Here is a 20,864-nt window from a genome sequence, read left to right as displayed (position 1 = left end):
TCAATTGTTGCGAGATGACAGGTAGGCCGACCGGACAGCGCGACGATCGAGTTTTCCCGAGGCTGTTCGGGGGAGATCATTGCTCACGATGACGGTCTCCGGAACCGCGTAGCCGGGCAGCTGTGAGCGCAGGAATTGAAGAACAGCGGCAGTGTCGACCGTGACGCCGGGACGAGGCTCGAGCGCAGCCAAGACGCTATTCTGCAAAACAGGATGCGGGATCGCAAACACCACTGCTTGCGCAACTTCCGGTATCCGCGCCAATACACCTTCGATGTAGGAAGGCAGGATTTTCTCCCCGCCGCGGTTGATTACATCGTCTCTTCTTCCGACATGGTATAGGAGCCCGTGCTCCCTGCGTTCGGCGAGATCTCCAGTCCGAAGCCAGTCGCCTGCAAGTTTCTCTGAGGTGACATCCGGGCGGCGCCAATATTCGCGCATCCGAGTGTCACCGCGCACCCAAATTTCGCCTGACGCCCCATCCGGCACATCGTTGCCATCGTCTCCAACGAGCCGTAGTTCGACGCCGTTTGCCGGATAACCTATCGAATCACCATGCGATAAGATGAGTTCCGCAGGGAGAAGGGTGCAGCATGAAGTGAACTCGGTTAGGCCGTAGCCGTGTACTAACCGAAGTGACGGCCAGCGCTGGTGCATTTCGAGCGACCAGGGCGCTGGCATAGGCGAGCCACCGAACAGAGCAACTTTCGCGGAGCTATAGACCGCGTCGGCGTCGTCAGACGTCATCATCATACGCAGCACGCTCGGCACCGCAGTGACGAACGTTACGGGCCTGCGTCGACACGCCTCCACCGCGGCTTGCGTACGGTATCGACCAACAAGATCAGAACGTCCGCCCATTAGGAGCATCGTGCTGAGCTGGTCGACAAACCCTGTGTTATGAAAAAGTGGAGCGACTATTAACGTCGATGGTACGAGCGTTGGATCTTCATCAAGGAGGTCTTTGTAAACCTGAGCAGCCTTGCGCAACGCATCGTGTGTTATTACAGCGCCCTTAGGAACGCCGGTCGTCCCGGATGTGAAGCTGATTACGGCCGCCTCGTCAGGTTGCGGCATCGCGCTCGAATGCGAAGCTGCTGGAAGACCCGCTAAAAACCGAGAACCACCCTCATTGATCGAGTAGACATTCAGGCGTGGGCAGGTCTCGAACATCCCAAGGTGTGCCGTATCAGCAAGAGCTATGTTAGCTCCGAGCAACTCGACGAGTTCTTCGACTTGCGCTGGAGTCAGACGGTTATTCATTGGGACGGAGATCGCACCGAGCCGCAAAGTCGCCAGGTAGCAGACGACCCATTGCCATGTGTTGTCGCCGACAACGATCACGCGATCTTGGGGGGCCACGCCAAGTCCAGTAAGCCGCCGTGCTGCCTCCTCAACGTCGCGGCTTAAATGGGCGTAGGTGATTTCTTCATCACCGTCTGTCACTGCAATGGCGTCTGGTGTTTTTTGGGCCCAGTCCACTAGCGCGTGGATTACAGTCGGGTAATTCATATTTGTCACTAGCGCCTCTTTTATTTCGCGATGTCAGAGAGAGAACTTTAGCCGTTACCGAAATGTGTCCCGCAGAGCTCCCCCGTCGATCGAGTAGACGTTCCGTTCGTGTGGCTAGCTTCCGCTGAAGTGAGGTGAAGTGAGCGACGGCGTCCCGCTTCTTGCCGCGCGCGCAAATCGGCCCACAGGAACTACGGCTTCAAAAGTTTCACGGGTGCCCTCGTGGCCCTTCCGAAGATACTTGCTGCCATCGGTGCATCGACGAAGTCAGGCCAGACAACGTTGCACCTACCCCGTCTTCCTCGAACATAACGATGCACAAGGCCGCCAGGGGCCAAGCTCACCGCTGCAACGAACCTGTCATTACCCGCCGAGCCAGCGGTGAAATTAGCTACCGCAGCATCGACTTTCTCCATGGGAGGGACGTCCCCAACCAATAGCTCGACAACGCCGCCCGCCTCTCTAATCATGGACGCCCCCCCGGTCTGGGCACCTTATTTGCGATCAAGGCGACTGCTCCTCGCTCTGCTAGCCGAAGTGCGATGGATCGTCCAATCCCGGATCCGGCCCCGCCAATCAGCGCGACTTCCGTTGTTGTCATTTCTGTCCCGCACTTAATCGCGAGGAAGTGTTTCTGCGATGTACAAATTTGCCAGGACGCCGCAGTCCACTGGCAAATCTACCCCAGTGATAGCGCTCGCTTCGCTTCCACCAAGAAACGCGACGGCACGAGCAATTTCGTCGATTTCGACGAGTCGCCCCATAGGAATTCGGGTAAATCCTTCCTGCACATGTTTCAGAGCACGTTCAGAAAGTTGATCCTTGATCATTGCGGTCATGGTCCATCCGGGGCTGACCGAGTTAACCCTTATTCCATAGGGGGCGAGTTCTACCGCAGCTGTCTTGGTGAGGTTTAAGAGCCCCGCCTTCGCCGCGCCATAGGCAGATTGGCGACCGTCCATTCCTTGAGCATCAATCGATGATATATTCACGATGGCGCCACCGCCGCTATTCCGCATCCGGCGAGCTGCCCGTTGAAGAACGAGAAAGGCGCCTGTCAGGTTGACATCAACCACTGTGCGCCAACGTGCCAAATCCATTTTGAGGATCGATTTGTAGTCTGCAACGCCCGCGTTGTTAACGAGAAGTGCGAGTGGCTCAGCAGGATCATCGAAACGGCTCATGAGCCTCTCGACGTCGTCCTCGCTTGTTGAATCAGCTGCAACGGCGTGCACTGGTCCGATGGCACCGAGTTGTGATTGTGCATCGATAAGATCTTGCTCACTCCGGCCGGTGATCGTCACCGCATACCCTTTTCGCAACAGGCACGCTGCGATCCCAAATCCGATACCCTTCGACCCGCCTGTCACTACAGCGTTCAACATGCGCCCTACCCTGTCAAAGCGGAACGGCGCGCGCTGGCTGCACCGTTCGCTAAAAACTACGACTTAAGTGTCATCAGTTGCCGATAGTCGTCCGCACTCATGAGCTCGCGGCCTAGCGCTTCGGCGATACCCGCAACTTGCCTGAAGACCTCAACGTTCGATTTGATGAGGTCGTCACGGTGCGGCCACAGCCAGACAGTGTCTTCCATACCAACCCGAACGTGGACACCGAGCATGATTGCAAGCGTAGCGAGGTAGCTGCTCGTCCGTCCGCCAGTACATGCGATGATTGTTGAATCTGTGTCAATGTGACGGATGAGACGCACAAGGCGAAGGAAGCCATCAATCATAGTTTCTGGAGAATACATGGGGCTGCAACCGGGCAGACCCGGCAACACGAGCCAGTTGAGCGGGCCTTGGATAAGTCCGCTGTCAATCAGATAGCGACGCGCGTTATCGATGTCCGCATCAGAATATACCGCGATCTGCGGTGTCAGGCCGTGATCAATGGCCCGTCTGGTCTTCTCGATCATCGCCGCCGGACTCTTGACGAACTGATTGTCACCCAAAACAATTGACGTAACATTCACCGGGACGCCTTCCATGACGCCCAGTTTCATCATCTCCGACATCATCCGCTCTTCTTCCTCGTTCACCGCGACCAGGCATGCGTCAAGCGCAACATGCTGGTGATGGGTCCGAAGGTGGGTCAGTGTTTCCCGGAATAGACCTGTGTCAAGGACGTTGTAGCCACGCTCATCACGAGCATGAATGTGAATGATCTGCGCACCTGCGGCAATGCATTCTTCGGCCGAGCGAATAATCTCATCGGGTGTAATTGCCTGGTTGGGATTTTCGTTCTTTGAATAGAAAGCTCCATTGATCGCCGTAGACAGGATCAACTTGGGCGGAGTTTCCCAGCGCGGCATTGGCACAGCGTCGGAAAAAGCGGTGCGATCGGTCGACATGATCGAGGGAGCGCCGTAGACCTTCCATGCGGCCTGGACGCCGTCGCGCTCGACCCACTTATTCACTCGTTCCCAGTTCACGGTGTTCGGATTACGCGACATCAACGCCTCCGTCATAATTAATATGAATGAACGTTAATGCATACAGCTTCGCTTGTAAAGTGCCGCGAGCGCTCGCATCCTCGGACCGGCATAATACTCGGCCTGCATCTTGACGCACACATTCAGGCAGCGTTAATTAATTAGCGTTCGTTATTAGAGAGGGGCGCCGGTGAATCAGACGATCATGCTCGTTGGAGCTGGACACATGGGCCGTAGTGCCCTTGCAATCCTTGCACGCTCTTTGCCAACGGCAAATTTTGTCGTAGTCGACCGTTCGAAGGACAGCCTCCAATCCGCGCTGGCAGTGGCGCCGAACAGGATTTCGACTATCCAAACCGATGTCGCCCGCGATGGAGTGGACGCAACCGGCATGAATCTTGTCGTTAATTTTGCAGGACCTTTTTTTATCGGCTCGGATCGAACGGCGCGCGCCGCTATCGATGCCCGTGTGGCTTACATCGACGTTTGCGACGACGCGGAGGGCACCCGAACCATCCTCGGCCTCGACGAATATGCCAAAAGTCAGGGTGTCCCCGTGATAACAGGTGGAGGGCTGTCTCCGGGAGTTTCAAATTGGCTGGCATGCGATCTTCTCCAGCAATTTCCAAACCTGAACGGTATCAAGATCATCTGGATCACTCGCGAGCCCGATCCGGGTGGGCTCGCAGTGCTTCGGCATATGTTGCATATGGCAGTGACACCTTGTCCAATGTGGCGAAACGGCACCCTAGTATTCACCAGAGGCTTTGTTCCGGAAACAGCCGAAACGTTCGATGTTCCTGCGCCATTCAACCGCGTAGAGGCTTATGACACAGCGCATCCGGAACCAGTTACGCTCGGTCGGATTCGACCAGACCTTGCTTTGGTCCAATGTAAGGGCTCGCTTTACCCAAATTGGGCGAACTCGGCTTTCTCAACGCTCGGCAGAATTGGGTTTGGGCACTCAGAGTTGAGCGTCGAGATCAACGGGACCGAAGTGAACCCTAGTGAAGTGTTGTGGAGGCTACTTTGGAAGCGTCACAAAATGAAACCGTCTGCGCCGCGGATTGCTGCGACCCAGGTCAACGTTTTGGGGACAGTCGACGGCTCTCCCGTCGTCATGAAAAGCATAACTGACGCTGGTGATATGAGTCGGGGGACCGGGCTCGGAATGGCCGCCGCGGCCATTACTCTTCTTGAGGGAGGTGTCCCACCCGGGGCAAACGGCGTGGAAGTCATATCGCATCGGCGTGGCCTCGAGCACTTCCTGCGGCTTGCCGTTGAGGCGAACAGTTTTTCCAGTGGGATTACCACGACGCGATTCTAGCCTTGCAAAACCTGTCCAATAACTCTCGAACCTCACCCCAGGGTGCCGACGAGCTTTCCTTCGGGAAGGAAGGTCAAAGGAGACCATACCGACCGCACGATGCAAACCGAATCAAGGGAGACCTCCTGTAGCCCACGAGGGCCAGACAGGCGACACTCGTTCGAACTTCCGAGGGCATGCTTTTCACGCGTGCGCGACCTCCGCTCCAAGAAGCATATTGCGGACAAGTAGGTAGAAATGCTTACAAATCTTCTCCGGTGTGTATGCACCACTCGGGCGATACCAATTTAGAACGTTGTCGCACATGGTGATCACGCCGAGGGCCGTCAGGCGTGCTTCGGCATGGGTGCTTGTGACGGGAGACGAGATCTCTTCGATTATCTTTGTAAGTCGATCGAGGTGTTCGCGCATCATGCCCTTCACCTGATGGCGCACAACGGGGTCGAGACGGTTGATGATGCCGGATTCAAGGAGACGATCGTTGGCTTGCGCGATCCTCGAGTGGTTGATCTGATACATAATATGAGTGCTGATTACACTTTTCAGGCGCTCAATCGGAGGAGCTCCCTCCGTGTCAGCTTCGGCGATCGCGCTGTTAAAAGCGCCGAGCGCTTGCATTACAGCCTCGGCAAGCAGGTCTTCCTTGGATTTGTAATGGTTGTAGACCGCCGGTGCTTTGATGCCAACTTCGTTTGCGATATCTCGCATGGATGTCGAGTCAAATCCCCTGGAGCCGAATAGCTCAATAGCAGCGCTGAGCAATCTCTCGCGGGTGTCTGACCGGCTTACCGCGGCTTTGGCCCTTCGCACGCTTTGCCCAGGGGGCTGCTCCGAAGTTCCTGCAGGCTCACCAAAACGGCTTACCGATTCGTTCACAATCTTGGTCCTCATGAATACTTATTCATATAATGCTCTAGCTTCCCCAATCTGTCAAAAGCCGCGCTTAAAAAAGCCGCCAGCCCGTCGGGTATTGCCTTTTAGCTCTATACTAGCGGAGAGCAAGCATATTTCGCATGTCGGGCACAGCGACATAACGGGATATGGATATGCCGCAAGATGGACAAAAATGCATAGGAATGTTAATTACTGTTCATTCATATTGGATGGGGTGAATTTTAACGCCCATTCAGAAGAGGACGCCAGCAATGACTCAAGAGGCATGTGCCGTTATCAGCGGCGCGGGTGGCGAAATAGGTCGTGCCATAGCTTCACGTTTCGCCAGAGATGGTCGTCATATCGTGCTTATCGATCGAGAAGTCTCAAACCTGGGGCCTTTGAGCGCCGAGTTAATCGATAGCGGCGCCAAAGACGTCCTTATTCTCGCCGCGGATCAGACGAATCTTGACGCGATCAACCTTGCGGTCAATGAGATTGTGGACCGTATCGGCGTGATTGGCACATTCGTTGCGAATGCGGGCTTTGCCCGATTTGGTGGGTTTCTCGACACGTCCCCTAAGGTATGGGACTTGCATGTCGACATCAACCTGAACGGGACTTTTCATATGTGCCAGGCGATCGCGCGCAATATGATTACCCATGGCATGGGCGGGTCCATCACGCTGATTTCGTCGTGTCTGGCGCTCTTCCACGCAGACCAAACGGGAGCTTATAGTGCGACGAAGGCGGCCCTGCTTATGTTGACGAAAAGCATGGCCGCCGAGCTTGGGGTTTACGGAATCCGAGCAAACTCGGTTCTTCCGGGCGTAGTCGAAACAGCCATGACGCGTCCGATGCTGAGTGTCGAAGGTTGCCGCGAAGCACTATTGCAGGAAACGCCGATCGGGCGTTTGGGAAGGCCGGAAGATGTCGCGGAAGCCGTCGCGTTTCTGGCCGGCCCGCATGCTGGCTTCATTACTGGAGCTTCGCTTCTCGTGGACGGCGGCCAATCAATTTATGGTCAGCCGCAATGGTTTCGCCAAGATCGGTCAAAACCAGGTCAGCCGCGGTGGCTATCGACCGCAACCAATTCTCCAGTAGAATCGACACACCTAAAGAGCGTATGACATCTCTCTGCGGCAGATTGTTTTGGGTCAGTTAAGGCTCCGCGGAGTCGAGATCCTGACTGCAGGAAGCTCGCCCGCGCCGGCGTAGTCAAATCGGTTGACGCTGTTCCGGCGCACCCTCCGGAGAGTCGATTGATCGACCGAAGCAGCGCTCAGCGTCGACATCGCGGTACACGATCACACGGCGACCACTCGCGCTGACAACCTCCATCCGGCGGCGTTCGGCAATGACCCTGCTGCCGGCTCTATCTTGATGTTTAGGCCCGGTTCTAATCGTGAGCCCGTATTTCCAAATTATCGGGGGCAACCAACCAGCCAGCACCATCTTGTAAAAATTTTCCGCCGTTTGCGATACGCTCATTGAAGCTTTAAGCTTCCTAGTGCGTTTATCACGGCCTTGCGCTGTCGTGCCGATGCCGGAAACTGCCAGTTTGGTCGAACTGACGCAGCTCGGCAAAACATTGATCGAGCCGGTCCGTGCCCTTGCAGAATGGTCGCGGCAGCATCAGGGACAGATCGATACCGCGCAGTCTGCATTTGATGAAAAGGTTCAATACAATCGCCGAAACATTGGTCTGATTCATCTTGCCGGGGTCCGGTGACAAGGAGAGCCTGCCGGGACCTAGGCATTGATCGCCCCCGGCGTTACATATCTGCCGAACAGTTTTTCGACCCTCGGGCGCTCGGCGTCGATTGCGCGTGCGCACGCACGATATGAGGCGCGATGAACACTAAAGGCGGCGATGGCGGTGACCGCCCCCAAGTATGATCGCCTCCTGAACAGCGGCTGCGATCGAATCTCTTCCTTTGAGATTGGTCATCAGTTGACCGCGCACCTAGGTCTCCACTGTGCCGTCTTGCGTGAACAGCTCCGTGTGTTCTTACGTTTTCCATTTTGTCGGAAAACGTATCGACCAACTCTCTGAGCGGCATCTTGTCCTGAATGTCTTGCATAATCACATTTTGCCTTTCGCAACCCGCGCCGGGCTCTGTTGAAACGAGGATACAGCGTGTGCAGAGCGCGATATGAATGAGCCTATGAACACGGTTCATAGGTGAGCGCCGGATGTCACGATCAGCTCGGGAGGCGCGAAATATTCAGGCCTGGGCGGTACGCCGTGTTTCTGGCTGCGAACAAAAATGTGCCTCCTTGAATACCGACGGATTCGCGCTTAGCTGCATCGCCTGACGAAACGCGGTGCTTCGACGAAGCCGAAAACAAGGATTGATGCCATGGGTGCTGGAGTAGCTGTTGTAACGGGTGCGAGCCGAGGTCTGGGTCGGGGAATAGCACGCGCGCTCGGAAGCAAGGGGGCGAAAGTGTATGTCACTGGCAGAACGGAAGAGGCATTGCAGGCTGCCAGTGCGGAAATCGATGCGGCCGGCGGACAAGGCATCGCGGTTCGGTGCGACCATTCCGATGATGCCGACGTTAGGGCCTTGTTCGACAGGATCCGAGGCGAGAGCGGCCGGCTTGATATCCTGGTCAACAATGCAACGCTCATGGATCAACGACAGCTGACAGCCCCTGGCGGCTTTTGGGAAAAGCCGCTCGATCTCGTCGACATGATCGATGTCGGCCTGCGGTCGCATTATGTGTCCTCCTACTATGCCGCTCCACTGATGATTGAAACGGGCGGCAGCCTGATCGCGCAGATCTCCTTTTACGGCGCCGTCTCCTACCACTACGGACCGGCCTACGGCGCCGCCAAGGCCGGCACTGACAAAATGAGTTTTGACATGGCTGCGGAGCTGCGTGATCACGGTGTTGCCTGCGTGTCCATCTGGCCCGGGATCATCATGACGGACGAACTGAAGGCAGTTCCACATGCGTATCTGCCGCAAGACGTGATCGACGACATGCCCAATTTCGAGACGCCGGAGTTTACCGGTCTGGTGATCGAACGGCTATGGCGAGATCCCGAACGCATGAAGCGTTCCGGCGAGACGTTGATCGCTGCAGAAATGGGGCTGCGCTATGCGGTCAAGGATATCGATGGCAAGCAGCCGCGCCTGTACACTGCTTCCCTGGGCAAGCCATCAGGCCGCTTCAGTCTTCCTGCCTAGAGTTACCAGTGAAAAGACGAACGCGGTTTCCTAAAAACGAGCGAAAATTCCAGAGCCTGTTAGATTCAATATGAAACTGACAGGCGATCCGTCAGACCGCGCTGTGGCGGCGATGCACGCCACAATCGTCAGCTCTCAGGCTCGACACATTTGATTACAATTGCACGATCCACGGCAATCTTGCGACAGACAAAGCCTTGTCACGACCAAGACTGAAGCTGGTCGGACGCCGATCAAATTAAGCCGAGCGATCCGAAAACACGTTGTGTCTCTCAGAAGTCAGGCACGCAGATAGGCTCAGCGATGCGGCATGGGTACTTGGTGGCGTCGATGGTCACGCCCGGCGGCCGTGTACTGCCCCAGCCTGAGCGCCATGACGGATGGTCGCGGTCGCGTTGGCCAACAAAATGGCACGGGCAATCTGGGCCATGCTTACGAAGAATGCAGATTATCGAGATCCGGCGTTGGCTACGGCTGTATGACCCAGATGCAGCACCCAACCATCCGACGCTGAGAAGGAGGCGAGAAGTCGACGACCCGAATGGGCAGAATGATCGAAAAGATCTGGATGGGAAAACCAGCTAACATCTCCGAGCCGAGTGCTCGCAATTGAGAATTGGACCCCATCCGCAGATCACCATCCCGGCCCGCGGCTTTCTGCAATGGTCGCAAATCGAAGGCCTCACAGAGGACCGCACTCGATCACATGTTCGCCGGTCAAAATTTCTTGCATCCCGGGCGGCAACAACAGAAGAAGAAGATGTTATGCGATCCGGAGGGTAGAGATCGGGAACCAGATCGCTCGCAAAACTCGCTTGCTCGGCGAGGACAGACGCCAGAAATTGGAAACCGTTGTTCAGCTCAGTGCCACCCCGGACGCACTTTCGAAATCGAAGAACTTCTGGATCGCTAGTGCTGAAGCGCCGCGCGACCAGATGTTGTTCTCCCAGTCGATCTCGATCGGTGGCGGCACTTCGAAGCTGAACCGTTTAACCGCTTCGATCATCGGGTCAATCAGCGCCCTGCCAAAACGAATGGCCTCGCCACCGACAATGACCACTTCGGGATCGACAAGGTCGATCATGCCGACGAGGCGAAGGCCGATATCGCGGCCGATCGATCCAAGAAACGCAACGGCCTGAGTGTCACCGGTTTCCATTGCTTCCTGCAAGCCGGCCGGTCCGTGCACGGCATTCGTGGCGCACAGTTCCGCCCACTGCCTTTCGATAGCCGGTTCCGAAAACCGATGGCCCCAGCTGGAGAAACCGTCCGTTTTCAAACTGCCTTCGACGGCGAAGCCGATTTCACCGGCCGCGAAGCGCGCGCCGCGATGGATTTTCCCGTGGAAGATCAGCGCCGACCCAACACCCGTGCCGATGATCAGCACAAGCGCCGAAGAACGCCTGCGCGCCGCGCCAAACAGTTGCTGGGCGATTGCAAAAGCATTGACGTCGTTGTCCACCCAAACGGGAACATGAACCCGCTCGGCAAAGAGGGACGCGATCGGGACATTGTGCCAGTCGAACCGATGAGAGACCCGACAGACACCATGCTCGACGTCAATCAGTCCCGGCATTGCAAGCCCCACGCCAATCAGCTTTTCACTACGCAGAGCGGCGTCCGGCATCAGTTGTTCGACCGCCTGCTTGGCTGCTTCCGCCACGGTTGCAGGCTCCACGTTTGACAGCGCGATCACCGTGTTGGCCAAGGGGTCCGTCGAAAGATCCGTGAGCACAGCCTCCAGGCGGTCAGACATCAGCTTGAGGCCGATCGAATACCGCGCGGCGTAGTCGAGATCGACCAGCACCGGCTTGCGCCCGCCCGTGCTCTGGGTGCTCTCTCCCTCCTTCAGAAAGCCTTCCTCGATCAACTCGGAGACGAGGCCCGTTATCGCGGCATTACTGAGGCCGGTCTTTACGGCGAGCTCTCCGCGGCTCAAGCCCCCTTCCCGGCGCAGGACATTGAGGGCAAGTCGCCGGTTGAGTGCCTTTGCTGTGCCTTGATCGACTTTGAGGGCCATTGGTCCATCTTATTTCATTAATTGAAAAAAGTATTGCCATAATCCGCGAGATCCATTAGAAGGCTTTGCGAGGATCAATCCCCTGTGCTGTAGCATAGCCGATTGGCGTCTGGGAGGCGTCCAGACAGTCTTCCAGCAAATCGCGGGTTCTCCTGCTGACACCATATTCAGGCACGTATGCGCCGGAAGTGGTGTGCGATCCCTTTCGCGCGCCATGGGTTCCTGCGCCCCCAGATGGACGAGACAATGACGATTTCTTGGATTTCAACATCTCCGGCAGAGCACTGGTGCTCGGCGTCCGACGCTCGGGCGTGACCGATCAGCTTCATATTTTCGAGGGTCTGCACGCCATCTTGCGAGAGCGCGAGATCAACGAGCCGTGGCCGGTCGCCCAGAGACATTGCATGTCGATAACCGCAGCGACTTCAGGAGTCGTGCTTTCAAGAGGGGGTGCGAGGATGCGGGCATCGCGATCAACTGGCGACCACCGGGCGAACCGCGCTTCGGTGGCCCTATCGAACGGTTGATCGGCACCAGATGGGGAAACCCAGATGGGGAAACTCCATTTGCTACCCGGCACGACGTTCAGCAATACACAGGAGCTTGGCGAATACGATTCGAAGCGGCATTCAGCATTGACCTTGCGCGAACTCGAGCGATACATCGCCCTGGACATTGTTTGTTGATATCCACGCGGAACTGAGCCCGGCACGGTGCCGGGGGCGATTGCAATTGGCCGGCTGCTCCTGGCCGCTCGGAAGGGTAATGGTTTGGTCTATGTCGGTGGTGTTGGAACCGGCTTCACGCACCAGACATCGGTGAAGCTGCGCGAGTGGCTCAAGGAAATCGTGACGACGGCGCCGTCAGTGAAAATCAGGCGCAAGGGTGCCGTCTTCACGGCGCCGCTGCTTTCGGCCGAAATTGAATACCGCGCGTGGACCGACGAGGGCAAGCGTTGCCACCCGTCCTTCAAAAGCCTGCAAGAAATCCAGGACGGAAATACGCCTTGTGCTAGAAAAGCCCATGCGATGGTCTTCGAATAAAGCGCGAGATACGGTGCTCTTCACCTCAATTCTCGCAATTGCATTCCTGCAGCTGGTAGTGGCACTCGGCGCCTATATGGACTGGCTGCCGAACTGAGAAGCACCACCCTGGCCAGCCGCGTAAACGCGCGTCAGCCTCAGGTGATACGAGGGTTCTTGAATGGCTTACGACTGGGAAGGGAAGCGCACTCGGCGCATGAACCTGGTGCAGAGCGTTGCCATTGGCGCGTTCATCGTGCTCGGTTGCGCGTTCTTGAGTACAGCCACCGCACTCTTGGTCCAATAGCGCTGCCGCCTAACGGTTTGCACGACGCCGTTTGTCGGGAAAAAACAGCGCTCCCGTTGCATCTGTCGGTTCTCTAATCGAAGATTCCTGTAGGCGACGACGCCGTGCTCGTCATTGCCTCAAACGCTTTATCAGGGGAGTATTACACTATAAAAATTATCGTGTATTCGGCGGAGGAACTCTGATTCTGTCAGCCTCGTCTTCGACGCGATGCGCGAATGCGACGACATCATGCCGATGAACATTGTCAGTGCCATCACCGAAAGACTGACCAAGCGCTGGGAAGGCGAAGGGCCGCTCGACAAGATGAGCTTCTCGACGGCCGCCCGCATTATGCGGGTGCTGGTGCGCAAACGACTTCTTGCCGATGGTGGTGCCGATATCGTGGCCGTCGCCAGCCGCGCGGCTGTGCGCAAGCCGTCAGAATGAGCCTTGCGGGATCGCGGCGGGGCCGTCGCGATCCCGCTCCAAGTGAAACTAGTTCATGAGCCTGCGAAACAGTCGCGCAAACCGGCGAAATTCGACCTCCTCACCCTCGAACCAGGCGTCGAGCCCACAGTAGGCGATCGCGGTCGCTGCATCGCTGCCATAAAGCGCATGTGCCTGGTCGATGATGGCCTCATCGCCCGGATTGCATTGGGCAGCCGTTTGCGGGCTTGTGGCTTGCGGTCTCTTGGACCGGACTGGATTTCGCGACATGATCGTCTCCCCGGTGTCTGATGTGATTTTTCAATGATCGCCAGCGGTCCGGACGTTTATCGCCGCTGCGCTGGCTCGAAACGCTCACCGTGACAGCGCCGTTGCAAGCTGTCTGGGCGGCCTGACCAGCGAGCGGGCAATATCGATGATGTCGTCACGCGTGGCAGTCGGGTCCTCGGAGCTCCAGGCAACCCCCATGCCGATCCGAAAGTCGACGCCCCTCACCTTGCGAAGCTCGAAATTGCGGTTGGGGAAATCCCGCGTCCATTGCGGCGCAAAGCCGATGCCAAGGCCGGCCGACACCAGCGATATCAGCGCAAACGTGTCGTCGCAGGAATAAGCAATGTTGCGGGCCAGATCATGCTCGGCGAACACCTCGGCAAAATAGCGTTCGGTGTAAGAGAGGTTCTGTCGCGAGAACGAGATGATCTTCTGGTCGCGCAGGTCGTCGATGCCGATCACGTCGAGACCGGCAAGTCGGCTGTCCTTGGCGATCGCCAGCAGATACTCGTCGTTGGCCATCGAGAAAAAACGCAGGGAACCGATGTTCTCCACCGGCCGGATGAAGCCAAGGTTGATCTGGCCGGTTTCGAGATTGCGGATGATGTCGTCGGTCGAGCCGCTCTGGATCTGCAACTGGATATCCGGATATTTTCGGGCGATCTTCGACAGGAACGCGGGAAGCACACCGATGGTAGCCGGATAGATGGTGCCGATCCGGATCTTCCTTGCCGTCTTGCCGGCAACCGAGCGGGTGACCTCTGCGCTGACATCGATGTCGCTCAAGATCCGCACACATCTTTCATAGAAGGTCTCGCCTGCCACCGTCAGTTCGACGCGCCGCGTCGTCCGAACAAACAGCTGTACGCCGAGTTCGCGCTCGAGCGCCTGGATCTGGGTCGACAACGCCGGTTGGGCAATATGCACCCGTGCCGCTGCCCTGCCGAAATGGAGCTCCTCGGCGACGGCAACAAAATAGGTAAGTTGGCGGAGTTCCAAATACTACTTCCTGGTTGGGAATGAACGATGCCAAGAGAATTTGGTCGCAACACGAGAAATGCCGGACGCAAAACGCCCTGCACCAGCCTGTAAGATTGCTCGCAGCATGAATACGTTGTATCTATAACAGTACAGGTTACGGGTCAATACCCTGTATCGAAATAAATACGAGGTCACTGTGAATTCGATTCAGGCGAGAGCCGCTCGGGCGATGTTGAAGCTAGGAGTGCGAGAAGTGGCGCAGTTGGCGAAAGTGACCGCGAACACGGTCAGCAGGGTCGAGCAGGACGATGTTGGGCCGCGTGGTCCTCAGCCTGTGACGGTTGAAGCCATAAAGCGGGTCTATGAGGAACGCGGTATTGTTTTCTTCAGTGAAGGTCCTTCGCCGAACGGCGGAATCGGCGTGCGCCTCGCGGAGTAAATTCCTCAAGAGTCCGTTTAGTTTGAGCCGCCCCGCGCTCTCTTGGCAAAAAGCTGCCGATTGACCGCCTTGAGGAGACACCACGCCTGCCGAGCCATCGATGCGCCCTGCGCTAGCGCCACGCTCACCTGGGGTACCGGCCAAGTTCCAGGCGAGATGTTATGCGATGCTAAACGCACAAAGCGTGAACAAATTGCGAAATGCTCATCCGAGCGTCTGGCTACCTCTCTAATCCACTGCCCTCATCGCAGTACCAGTCGTCTGAGGAGAACCGAGAACCCGTATCTTGACAATGCGCTGCGCGAGGACGCCCCTCGCACCAATTCCAGGGGTGGCGTGCACCCGTTCCCAAACCACGATCGTACGAGCCTGTTAGTTCACGGGTTTCGCACGAGGAACACGCGGTCACGCCGCCTTTTCGGCAAGCATCGCCATCATGACATCGGATTGTGAAATAATCCCGACAAGCTTGTCGTGTTCCGCGGTGACGGGCAGGTAGTGGAGCCCTTCTTCCGCAAGGCGAATAATTGCTTCCGATATCGTTGCCTGTGGTGAAACGGTTCGGACCGGTGCGGTCATGATGTCGCGAACGATGCCCGACGGGGCTTGGCCCCGTTTCATTGATAGCCGCAACCGCTGTCGAAAGCCGATCGTCGGCAGACCGTTCTTCCAACTCGCCTTGTCGAGAATGTCCGTCTGCGTAACGATCCCGATGACCTGCGCTCGGTCGTTCGTGACGGGCAGGGCTTTGATGTGGTGGATCTGCAGCAGCTCGAGTGCGTGTTTCAGGCTCGCCTCCGGCGATACGGCGACTACATCGCGCGACATGACATCGCGGCAGAGCGTGGTCCCGACCTTCCGGCCGAAGGCTCTCAACTCGGTGCGATGAAGGATTTCGGCCAGATCGTCACGATCAATGTCGATGACCTCGTCATATTCCTTGAGGACTTCATCAAGGTCTTCCGCCGTGAAGCCGACCCTTTCAACAACGGGGGGATCCGCGGTTTTCCGATCGGTCGGGCTATGTTTCAGGGAGTGCGGGTAGGGTCTGCCAGTCAGGTTGTTGTAGAGTAACGCCAGCAGCAGCAGAATGATCGTGTTTCCAGTCACTGGCCAAAGAACATAGCAGTAGCCAAGATCGCGTATCGCCGGACCTCCGAGAACTGCGGTCAGCGCGATTGCTCCGCTCGGGGGATGCAGGCAGCGAAGCGCCATCATCAATGCTATCGAAACACCGATCGCAACCGCAGAGGCGACGAAGAGGTTCGGGATAAGAACCCCGATCGTGACGCCCGTCAACGCCGCGACAAGATTTCCGCCGATAACCGGCCAAGGTTGGGCGAGTGGGCTTGAAGGAACCGCGAAGAGAAGTACGGCCGATGCACCCATCGGAGCGACCAATGCCGGGATGGTAGATTCATGCCCCACCACAGCCTCGGCCAGAATTCCTGTAACTAGTATTCCGAAAATCGCGCCGAGGCCTGATCGAAGACGTTCGGTGAAGCTGACGGTTGACGCTTCTGGGGCAAGTTTTTTCAGTATCGAGCGCATTGACAGAGCCGCAAGTACGAGGAGGAGTCAGGCAGGCGTGAATGGCAGTTCCGGAAGCCCAAGCAATTTTCGAAGGGGCACGGACGATCTTGTCAGATCGGCGAGAGTATAATCGTCCAGCACATCCAGGAACGCAGCGGCAGCGGAGGCGAGGGCGCGCTTGAGAACGCAAGCAGGCTGTATTGCGCAGACCCTCCCGACGCCTTCCGCCATGCAGGGCACAATGGCGAAATCCGGTTCAGATGCACGGACGATGTCGCCGACGCCGATAGTGCTAGCATCCCGTGCCAGGCGCATGCCGCCCCGTCGCCCTCGCACCGTCTCGATGAACCCCTTTAGGCCAAGTTCGTGCGTGATCTTCATCAGGTGCGCCGAAGAGATGTCGTAGGAGTCCGCGATCTCCGCAATCGTCGAAAGCTTTTCGCCGTTCAAGGCAAGGTACATCATCAGGCGAAGTGCGTAGTCGGAGTACACAGTCAGGCGCATGTTGGCATCGCTCGTAGAGGTCGCTTGGTTCTGTTATAGGGCGAACCAAGAGTCCGCCCTATAACAGTTGTTCACGCAGCCGCGAGATCGTCGGCTGGGCCGAAGAATTCGAAGTGGATGCGTTCCTGCGAGACCCCGGCCTTGTACAGCCCGTTCACGAACGCCGCCAAGAACGGTTTCGGTCCGCACAGGTAGAAGTCGGCGTCTTCGATCGGCGTGTTGGCGGCGAGCCAGTCGATCGTTATGTGGCCGTGGTGGTCGAAATGAACGCCACGCTCGTCGTGCTCATTCGGTGTCTCATAGAAGATTGCCGTCTTCAGATGGGGGCGGCCATCGGCAAGACCACGAACATGGCTGCCCATCGCATGGACCCGCCCGTCCTGCGCGCCGTGAACGTAGTGTACGGAAAGTTCGACACCGCTGTCGACGATAGTCTCCAGCATGCTGACCATCGGCGTCAGACCTACGCCTCCGCTTAGGAGCACAACGGGCCGCTCGGGACGTTCCGGCAGATGGAAATCGCCCGTCGGCGGTGAGACGAAGATGACGTCCCCCTTCTGGACTCGGTCGTGCAGGTGCTTTGACACCGTTCCGTTCGCCTCCCGCTTGACCGAGATGCGATAAGTCATTCCGTTCGGCGCGGAGGAAATGCTGTAGTTGCGTCGTTGCGGCGAGAGGCCGGGGACGTCGAATTTGAATGTTAGATACTGGCCGGGCCTGTGACCGACGACGGGGCCGCCATCGACCGGCTGCAAAACGAATGAGGTGATGATGTCGCTCTCACGCCGCTTCGCGACGACGATAAATTTCCGCCATCCGTTCCATCCGCCTTCCGATGACTTCAGGTGATCGTAGATCTGCTTCTCCCGGCGGATTAGGATGTTTGCGAGGAACCAGTATGCCTCGCCCCAGGCGGACAGGATCTCGTCCGTCGCCGCATCTCCGAGCACTTCCTTGATTGCTCCAAGAAGGGCGGTTGCGACATGCGGATAATGCTCCGGCTGGATGTGCAGGCCGACATGTTTCTGGGCGATCCGCTCGACCGCAGCTCCGAGAACCGCGAGGTTATCGATATTCTGGGCATAGGCGAGGACCGCGTGCGCCAGCGCCTTCGTCTGGCGACCGTCCTCGCCCTGGTTCGCCTGATTGAACAGGTCGCGTACTTCGGGATCCTGGAAGAGTCGCTTGTACATCGCCGCCGTGATTGTCATTCCGTGCGCTGCAAGCGCGGGAACCGTGGCTCTGACGATCGACTTGGTGTGTTCGCTCAATGTGTCCGACATGATGTCTCCGTTCTGTCCGCTAGGGCGGTGTGGTCGCTGAATACGTCGTTAAAGATATATCTACAATAGATGTTTGAGGCTGCGACGCTTTTTGCGCCGTTCTGTCGCAGGACACGCCAGAGGTAGAAAGTGTCGATTTCCACTAGGAACTGACCCGGCGCAGCCAGATATTTCCATTGAGAATTGATGGAGTGGATACCCCTCCCGACGGCATCGCAATGTGCCAGACTGATGTTCGCGAGAACGTCACTTAGAGGAGAGAGCATTGGCGCATTTGCGTGAGTGCGGCTGATCCCCTACCCTACACACGCCCATGTTGCACTTGGAGCGTAGATTCCTCCAGATCAGGAACATCTGGCGCTACATAGGTAATTTGCGCGCCATCGGCGACCAATGACAACTCGCGGTCAGCAGTTGGGTATCGACGCCAGCTTGAATTGTTTCGTCTTTCGTCCCACTCCGATTTCCGTGGCCCTGCGTTTTCGCCCCCGATAACCTCCTTGGTTAACCGCTTCTGCTTCTCGCAGGGACTAGAACCGCGAGTCCACTTGCAACCATCGCCTGTTTGATGCTTGATATAGCCTGTGGATCCGGGGTGGGGGCACCGCTGTGAAGATGACACGTGTATTGCGTCTGTTGCTGGCTGCTTTAGGGCCACTTGTTCTCTTGGCAACGCCCAGCTTGTCGGCTGAAAAGGTATTCGGGCCGTTCTCGGTCAACGACACAGCGCCGGATGTCATCAGCCTGAATGGCGACATTGACGTGGGCGCTGCTCTCAACTTTCGGCGGGCGCTGCAAGCGGCGCCCCAAGCGAAGCTCTTAACGCTGAACAGTCCCGGCGGCACCGTTCAAATCGCATTGTTAATCGCCGACGATGTTCATGAGCGCGGTCTTTCAACATACGTCCCCAAGGAAAGCGGCTGCCACTCGGCTTGTGCCTATATCTTCCTTGCTGGGATCGAACGACAAGCGGACGGTGCATTGGGTGTCCACCAGATATCGTCAGGCTCGAACGATCTCGTGAGTGCTCAGTTGTCCATCTCGGATATCATCGACGTCCTGAATCGGTTCGACACGTCGGTCGAGGTCATGACGACGATGTTCAAGACGCCGCCGAACGAAATGCACGTTTTCACGGCCGACGAGATCAACAGGTTTAAAATCAATCGCAAGCGCGAAGATTTGAAAGCCGTTGATGCTCAAGCAGTTACGTCCACGGAGCCGAGCCCAGGGATGACTCCGGCCACTGGAAATCCGACCCCTATCCAGTCAGCGAACACCAATAGCCAATCGCCCGATGTCAAAGACCAGGCTCTCGCCAAGTTATCCGCTATAGAAGATTTCACACGCCGTCCCACGCGTATGGCTCTCTATACGGGCCTTGATTTGTTCGGAGATGATCTGAGTTCCAAACGCACGTTCGATGCAGCTGAGTGCGCGCAGACCTGTCTTTCGATGGATGGAGCGTGCAAAGCTTTCACATTTAATGCGAACCCAAAGTTCACAAAGGGGCCCAACTGTTTCTTAAAATCTAACGAAGGCAGAGCTGACGGCAACTCGGTCGCCATCTCCGGAAAATTTCTTAGCGGCGCAGAGCCGAACCCGCAGGATTTTACAATCAGCACGATCGATCCGACAGCTGCCCTTTTCAACGATATCGATCTGCCAGGAGGAGATTTGTCGTCGCGGCCATCGCAGATTGGAAGCAATGCGCAACAATGCCGTCTCGCCTGTATTGATGAAAGGCGCTGCGTTGCGTTCACCTATATCAAACGCAAAAAGGAGTGTTGGCTGAAAGGCGCAGTCGGAGCACCTAGATACGGCGTGGGTCTGGTGACGGGTGTGAAAAAAATCCAGTCATTCTCGGCGGCAAAAATCATTAGTCTCCAATGAATGGGGTCACAGAGGATCCAGTCCTCTAGCGGAGAATCATTTCAAAGAGGAACTGCAGTGGGCCTGTGTTTCAGCAGCCGCGACTGCCGCAATGATCGAGGTAGCGATGAGCATGCCAAAAAGAACTCCCGCGCTGCTGGCGCTTACGATACTAGCTGCGTGTCAGGCGGCGCCACAAGCATCGGTTCCCTCGTCCGCGTGGGCTGAAGAGAAGTGGTCCACAGGATGCCAAAGATGACCAGAAGGACCCGTATGGCAAGCTCATTGAGCGCGCAAAATGCTGGGCCATGGTGAGCTACCACCAAACGACAGACTTCGGTCTACCGATTGGTGTCGCGACCATATTTGAAATCGATCACAGTGGCCCTCGTCTTACGCAGAATTCCGAATTCGACGCAGATATCTGCGACGAAAAACCTATACGTATCGCAGTGGACGGACGGCGCATCGATCAAATGGCCATGCAGCAACGGATCGAAGTTGTACTGGCCGGACAGCGACTCGTGCGGGAGGTCGACCGCTCGTGGCCGCATTGCAACGTATACAACGAGACCACGACGGTTTCTGGTGCAAGGCAGGCATACAATGAAATGACGCGGTTGTGGGCTACCCGTAATTGAGCCGCGGTTCACCATGAAATGAAGTCTATGCCTAGAATTCATGATCGACAGACAGCGTGGCGCAATCTGACGCGTTGTCGTGCAGGCGTCGATAATCACGGTTATCGTCAACGTGCCGTCTCTTTCGTTTCCCTTTGATTTTCCCCTCGTTTTTTTGCAATCGCTCGCTAGCCTCGAGGGGCAGCTCTGGCGCCAATAGCGGCCTGTCTCATTTGCTCGC

General features: G+C 56.9%; 18 protein-coding genes and 1 pseudogene. 9 read left to right on the top strand and 10 right to left on the bottom strand.

The features are described from left to right. From ACSQ2W_RS25825 to ACSQ2W_RS25815, 3 genes are all read right to left on the bottom strand, one after another. Positions 1 to 1,512, bottom strand: a complete 1,512-nt coding sequence (locus tag ACSQ2W_RS25825) for a class I adenylate-forming enzyme family protein (RefSeq protein ID WP_436089133.1) — start codon at positions 1,510 to 1,512, stop codon at positions 1 to 3. Between the two features lie 614 nt (positions 1,513 to 2,126). Then, positions 2,127 to 2,897 (bottom strand): SDR family NAD(P)-dependent oxidoreductase, encoded by a 771-nt coding sequence (locus ACSQ2W_RS25820; RefSeq protein WP_436089027.1) that lies wholly within the window; start codon positions 2,895 to 2,897, stop codon positions 2,127 to 2,129. Positions 2,898 to 2,953: 56 nt separating this feature from the next. Next, positions 2,954 to 3,967, bottom strand: a complete 1,014-nt coding sequence (locus tag ACSQ2W_RS25815; protein WP_436089026.1) for a 3-keto-5-aminohexanoate cleavage protein — start codon at positions 3,965 to 3,967, stop codon at positions 2,954 to 2,956. Positions 3,968 to 4,136: 169 nt separating this feature from the next. On the opposite strand from ACSQ2W_RS25815, the gene ACSQ2W_RS25810 reads away from it, so the two are divergent. Further along, positions 4,137 to 5,273: a saccharopine dehydrogenase family protein gene (locus ACSQ2W_RS25810; protein WP_436089025.1), complete on the top strand. Its 1,137-nt coding sequence runs from the start codon at positions 4,137 to 4,139 to the stop codon at positions 5,271 to 5,273. Between the two features lie 183 nt (positions 5,274 to 5,456). Here ACSQ2W_RS25810 and ACSQ2W_RS25805 read toward each other — a convergent pair whose 3' ends face one another. Beyond that, positions 5,457 to 6,164, bottom strand: a complete 708-nt coding sequence (locus tag ACSQ2W_RS25805; protein WP_436089024.1) for a TetR/AcrR family transcriptional regulator — start codon at positions 6,162 to 6,164, stop codon at positions 5,457 to 5,459. A gap of 254 nt (positions 6,165 to 6,418) precedes the next feature. On the opposite strand from ACSQ2W_RS25805, the gene ACSQ2W_RS25800 reads away from it, so the two are divergent. The 3 genes from ACSQ2W_RS25800 (at position 6,419) to ACSQ2W_RS25790 (ending at position 9,343) form a co-directional block, all read left to right on the top strand. Continuing rightward, a complete protein-coding gene (locus ACSQ2W_RS25800) occupies positions 6,419 to 7,276 on the top strand; it encodes an SDR family NAD(P)-dependent oxidoreductase (RefSeq protein ID WP_436089023.1) in 858 nt (285 codons plus the stop codon). Positions 7,277 to 7,707: 431 nt separating this feature from the next. Continuing rightward, on the top strand, positions 7,708 to 7,878 hold the full coding sequence (locus ACSQ2W_RS25795) for a hypothetical protein (protein ID WP_436089022.1): 171 nt from the start codon (positions 7,708 to 7,710) through the stop codon (positions 7,876 to 7,878). Positions 7,879 to 8,509: 631 nt separating this feature from the next. Continuing rightward, positions 8,510 to 9,343, top strand: a complete 834-nt coding sequence (locus ACSQ2W_RS25790; RefSeq protein WP_436089021.1) for an SDR family NAD(P)-dependent oxidoreductase — start codon at positions 8,510 to 8,512, stop codon at positions 9,341 to 9,343. An 856-nt stretch (positions 9,344 to 10,199) separates the two neighbouring features. Here the strand turns inward: ACSQ2W_RS25790 and ACSQ2W_RS25785 are convergent. Further along, entirely contained in the window at positions 10,200 to 11,363 is a 1,164-nt protein-coding gene (locus tag ACSQ2W_RS25785) for an ROK family protein (protein WP_436089020.1), read from the bottom strand. 713 nt (positions 11,364 to 12,076) lie between these two features. On the opposite strand from ACSQ2W_RS25785, the gene ACSQ2W_RS25780 reads away from it, so the two are divergent. Both ACSQ2W_RS25780 and ACSQ2W_RS25775 read left to right on the top strand, forming a co-directional pair. Further along, a complete protein-coding gene (locus ACSQ2W_RS25780) occupies positions 12,077 to 12,406 on the top strand; it encodes a hypothetical protein (RefSeq protein ID WP_436089019.1) in 330 nt (109 codons plus the stop codon). 475 nt (positions 12,407 to 12,881) lie between these two features. After that, positions 12,882 to 13,121: pseudogene (locus ACSQ2W_RS25775) on the top strand (hypothetical protein); the annotation flags it as partial. Between the two features lie 48 nt (positions 13,122 to 13,169). Here ACSQ2W_RS25775 and ACSQ2W_RS25770 read toward each other — a convergent pair. Then, positions 13,170 to 13,391 carry a hypothetical protein gene (locus ACSQ2W_RS25770; protein ID WP_436089018.1) on the bottom strand — a complete coding sequence of 74 codons (222 nt, stop codon included), beginning with the start codon at positions 13,389 to 13,391 and terminating at the stop codon, positions 13,170 to 13,172. Positions 13,392 to 13,475: 84 nt separating this feature from the next. Continuing rightward, positions 13,476 to 14,390 carry a LysR family transcriptional regulator gene (locus ACSQ2W_RS25765; RefSeq protein ID WP_436089017.1) on the bottom strand — a complete coding sequence of 305 codons (915 nt, stop codon included), beginning with the start codon at positions 14,388 to 14,390 and terminating at the stop codon, positions 13,476 to 13,478. 235 nt (positions 14,391 to 14,625) lie between these two features. On the opposite strand from ACSQ2W_RS25765, the gene ACSQ2W_RS25760 reads away from it, so the two are divergent. Continuing rightward, positions 14,626 to 14,811 (top strand): helix-turn-helix domain-containing protein, encoded by a 186-nt coding sequence (locus ACSQ2W_RS25760; RefSeq protein ID WP_436089016.1) that lies wholly within the window; start codon positions 14,626 to 14,628, stop codon positions 14,809 to 14,811. Between the two features lie 405 nt (positions 14,812 to 15,216). Here ACSQ2W_RS25760 and ACSQ2W_RS25755 read toward each other — a convergent pair whose 3' ends face one another. From ACSQ2W_RS25755 to hmpA, 3 genes are all read right to left on the bottom strand, one after another. Further along, positions 15,217 to 16,362 (bottom strand): HPP family protein, encoded by a 1,146-nt coding sequence (locus ACSQ2W_RS25755; RefSeq protein ID WP_436089015.1) that lies wholly within the window; start codon positions 16,360 to 16,362, stop codon positions 15,217 to 15,219. Positions 16,363 to 16,389: 27 nt separating this feature from the next. Further along, the gene (locus ACSQ2W_RS25750; protein WP_436089014.1) at positions 16,390 to 16,848 is read right to left on the bottom strand and encodes an Rrf2 family transcriptional regulator; all 459 of its coding nucleotides are present in this window, start codon (positions 16,846 to 16,848) and stop codon (positions 16,390 to 16,392) included. 71 nt (positions 16,849 to 16,919) lie between these two features. Then, positions 16,920 to 18,131 carry an NO-inducible flavohemoprotein gene (hmpA, locus tag ACSQ2W_RS25745; RefSeq protein ID WP_436089013.1) on the bottom strand — a complete coding sequence of 404 codons (1,212 nt, stop codon included), beginning with the start codon at positions 18,129 to 18,131 and terminating at the stop codon, positions 16,920 to 16,922. Between the two features lie 615 nt (positions 18,132 to 18,746). On the opposite strand from hmpA, the gene ACSQ2W_RS25740 reads away from it, so the two are divergent. Further along, positions 18,747 to 20,024, top strand: a complete 1,278-nt coding sequence (locus ACSQ2W_RS25740; RefSeq protein WP_436089132.1) for a PAN domain-containing protein — start codon at positions 18,747 to 18,749, stop codon at positions 20,022 to 20,024. A gap of 287 nt (positions 20,025 to 20,311) precedes the next feature. Then, a complete protein-coding gene (locus ACSQ2W_RS25735; RefSeq protein ID WP_436089012.1) occupies positions 20,312 to 20,644 on the top strand; it encodes a hypothetical protein in 333 nt (110 codons plus the stop codon). Positions 20,645 to 20,864: the final 220 nt, after the last annotated feature.

It is taken from the genome of Pararhizobium sp. LjRoot255, from assembly GCF_964252905.1.
Classification (GTDB): domain Bacteria; phylum Pseudomonadota; class Alphaproteobacteria; order Rhizobiales; family Rhizobiaceae; genus Pararhizobium.
The sequence above is the reverse complement of the archived record's forward strand: the minus strand, read 5'-3'. Positions and strand labels throughout refer to the sequence as shown.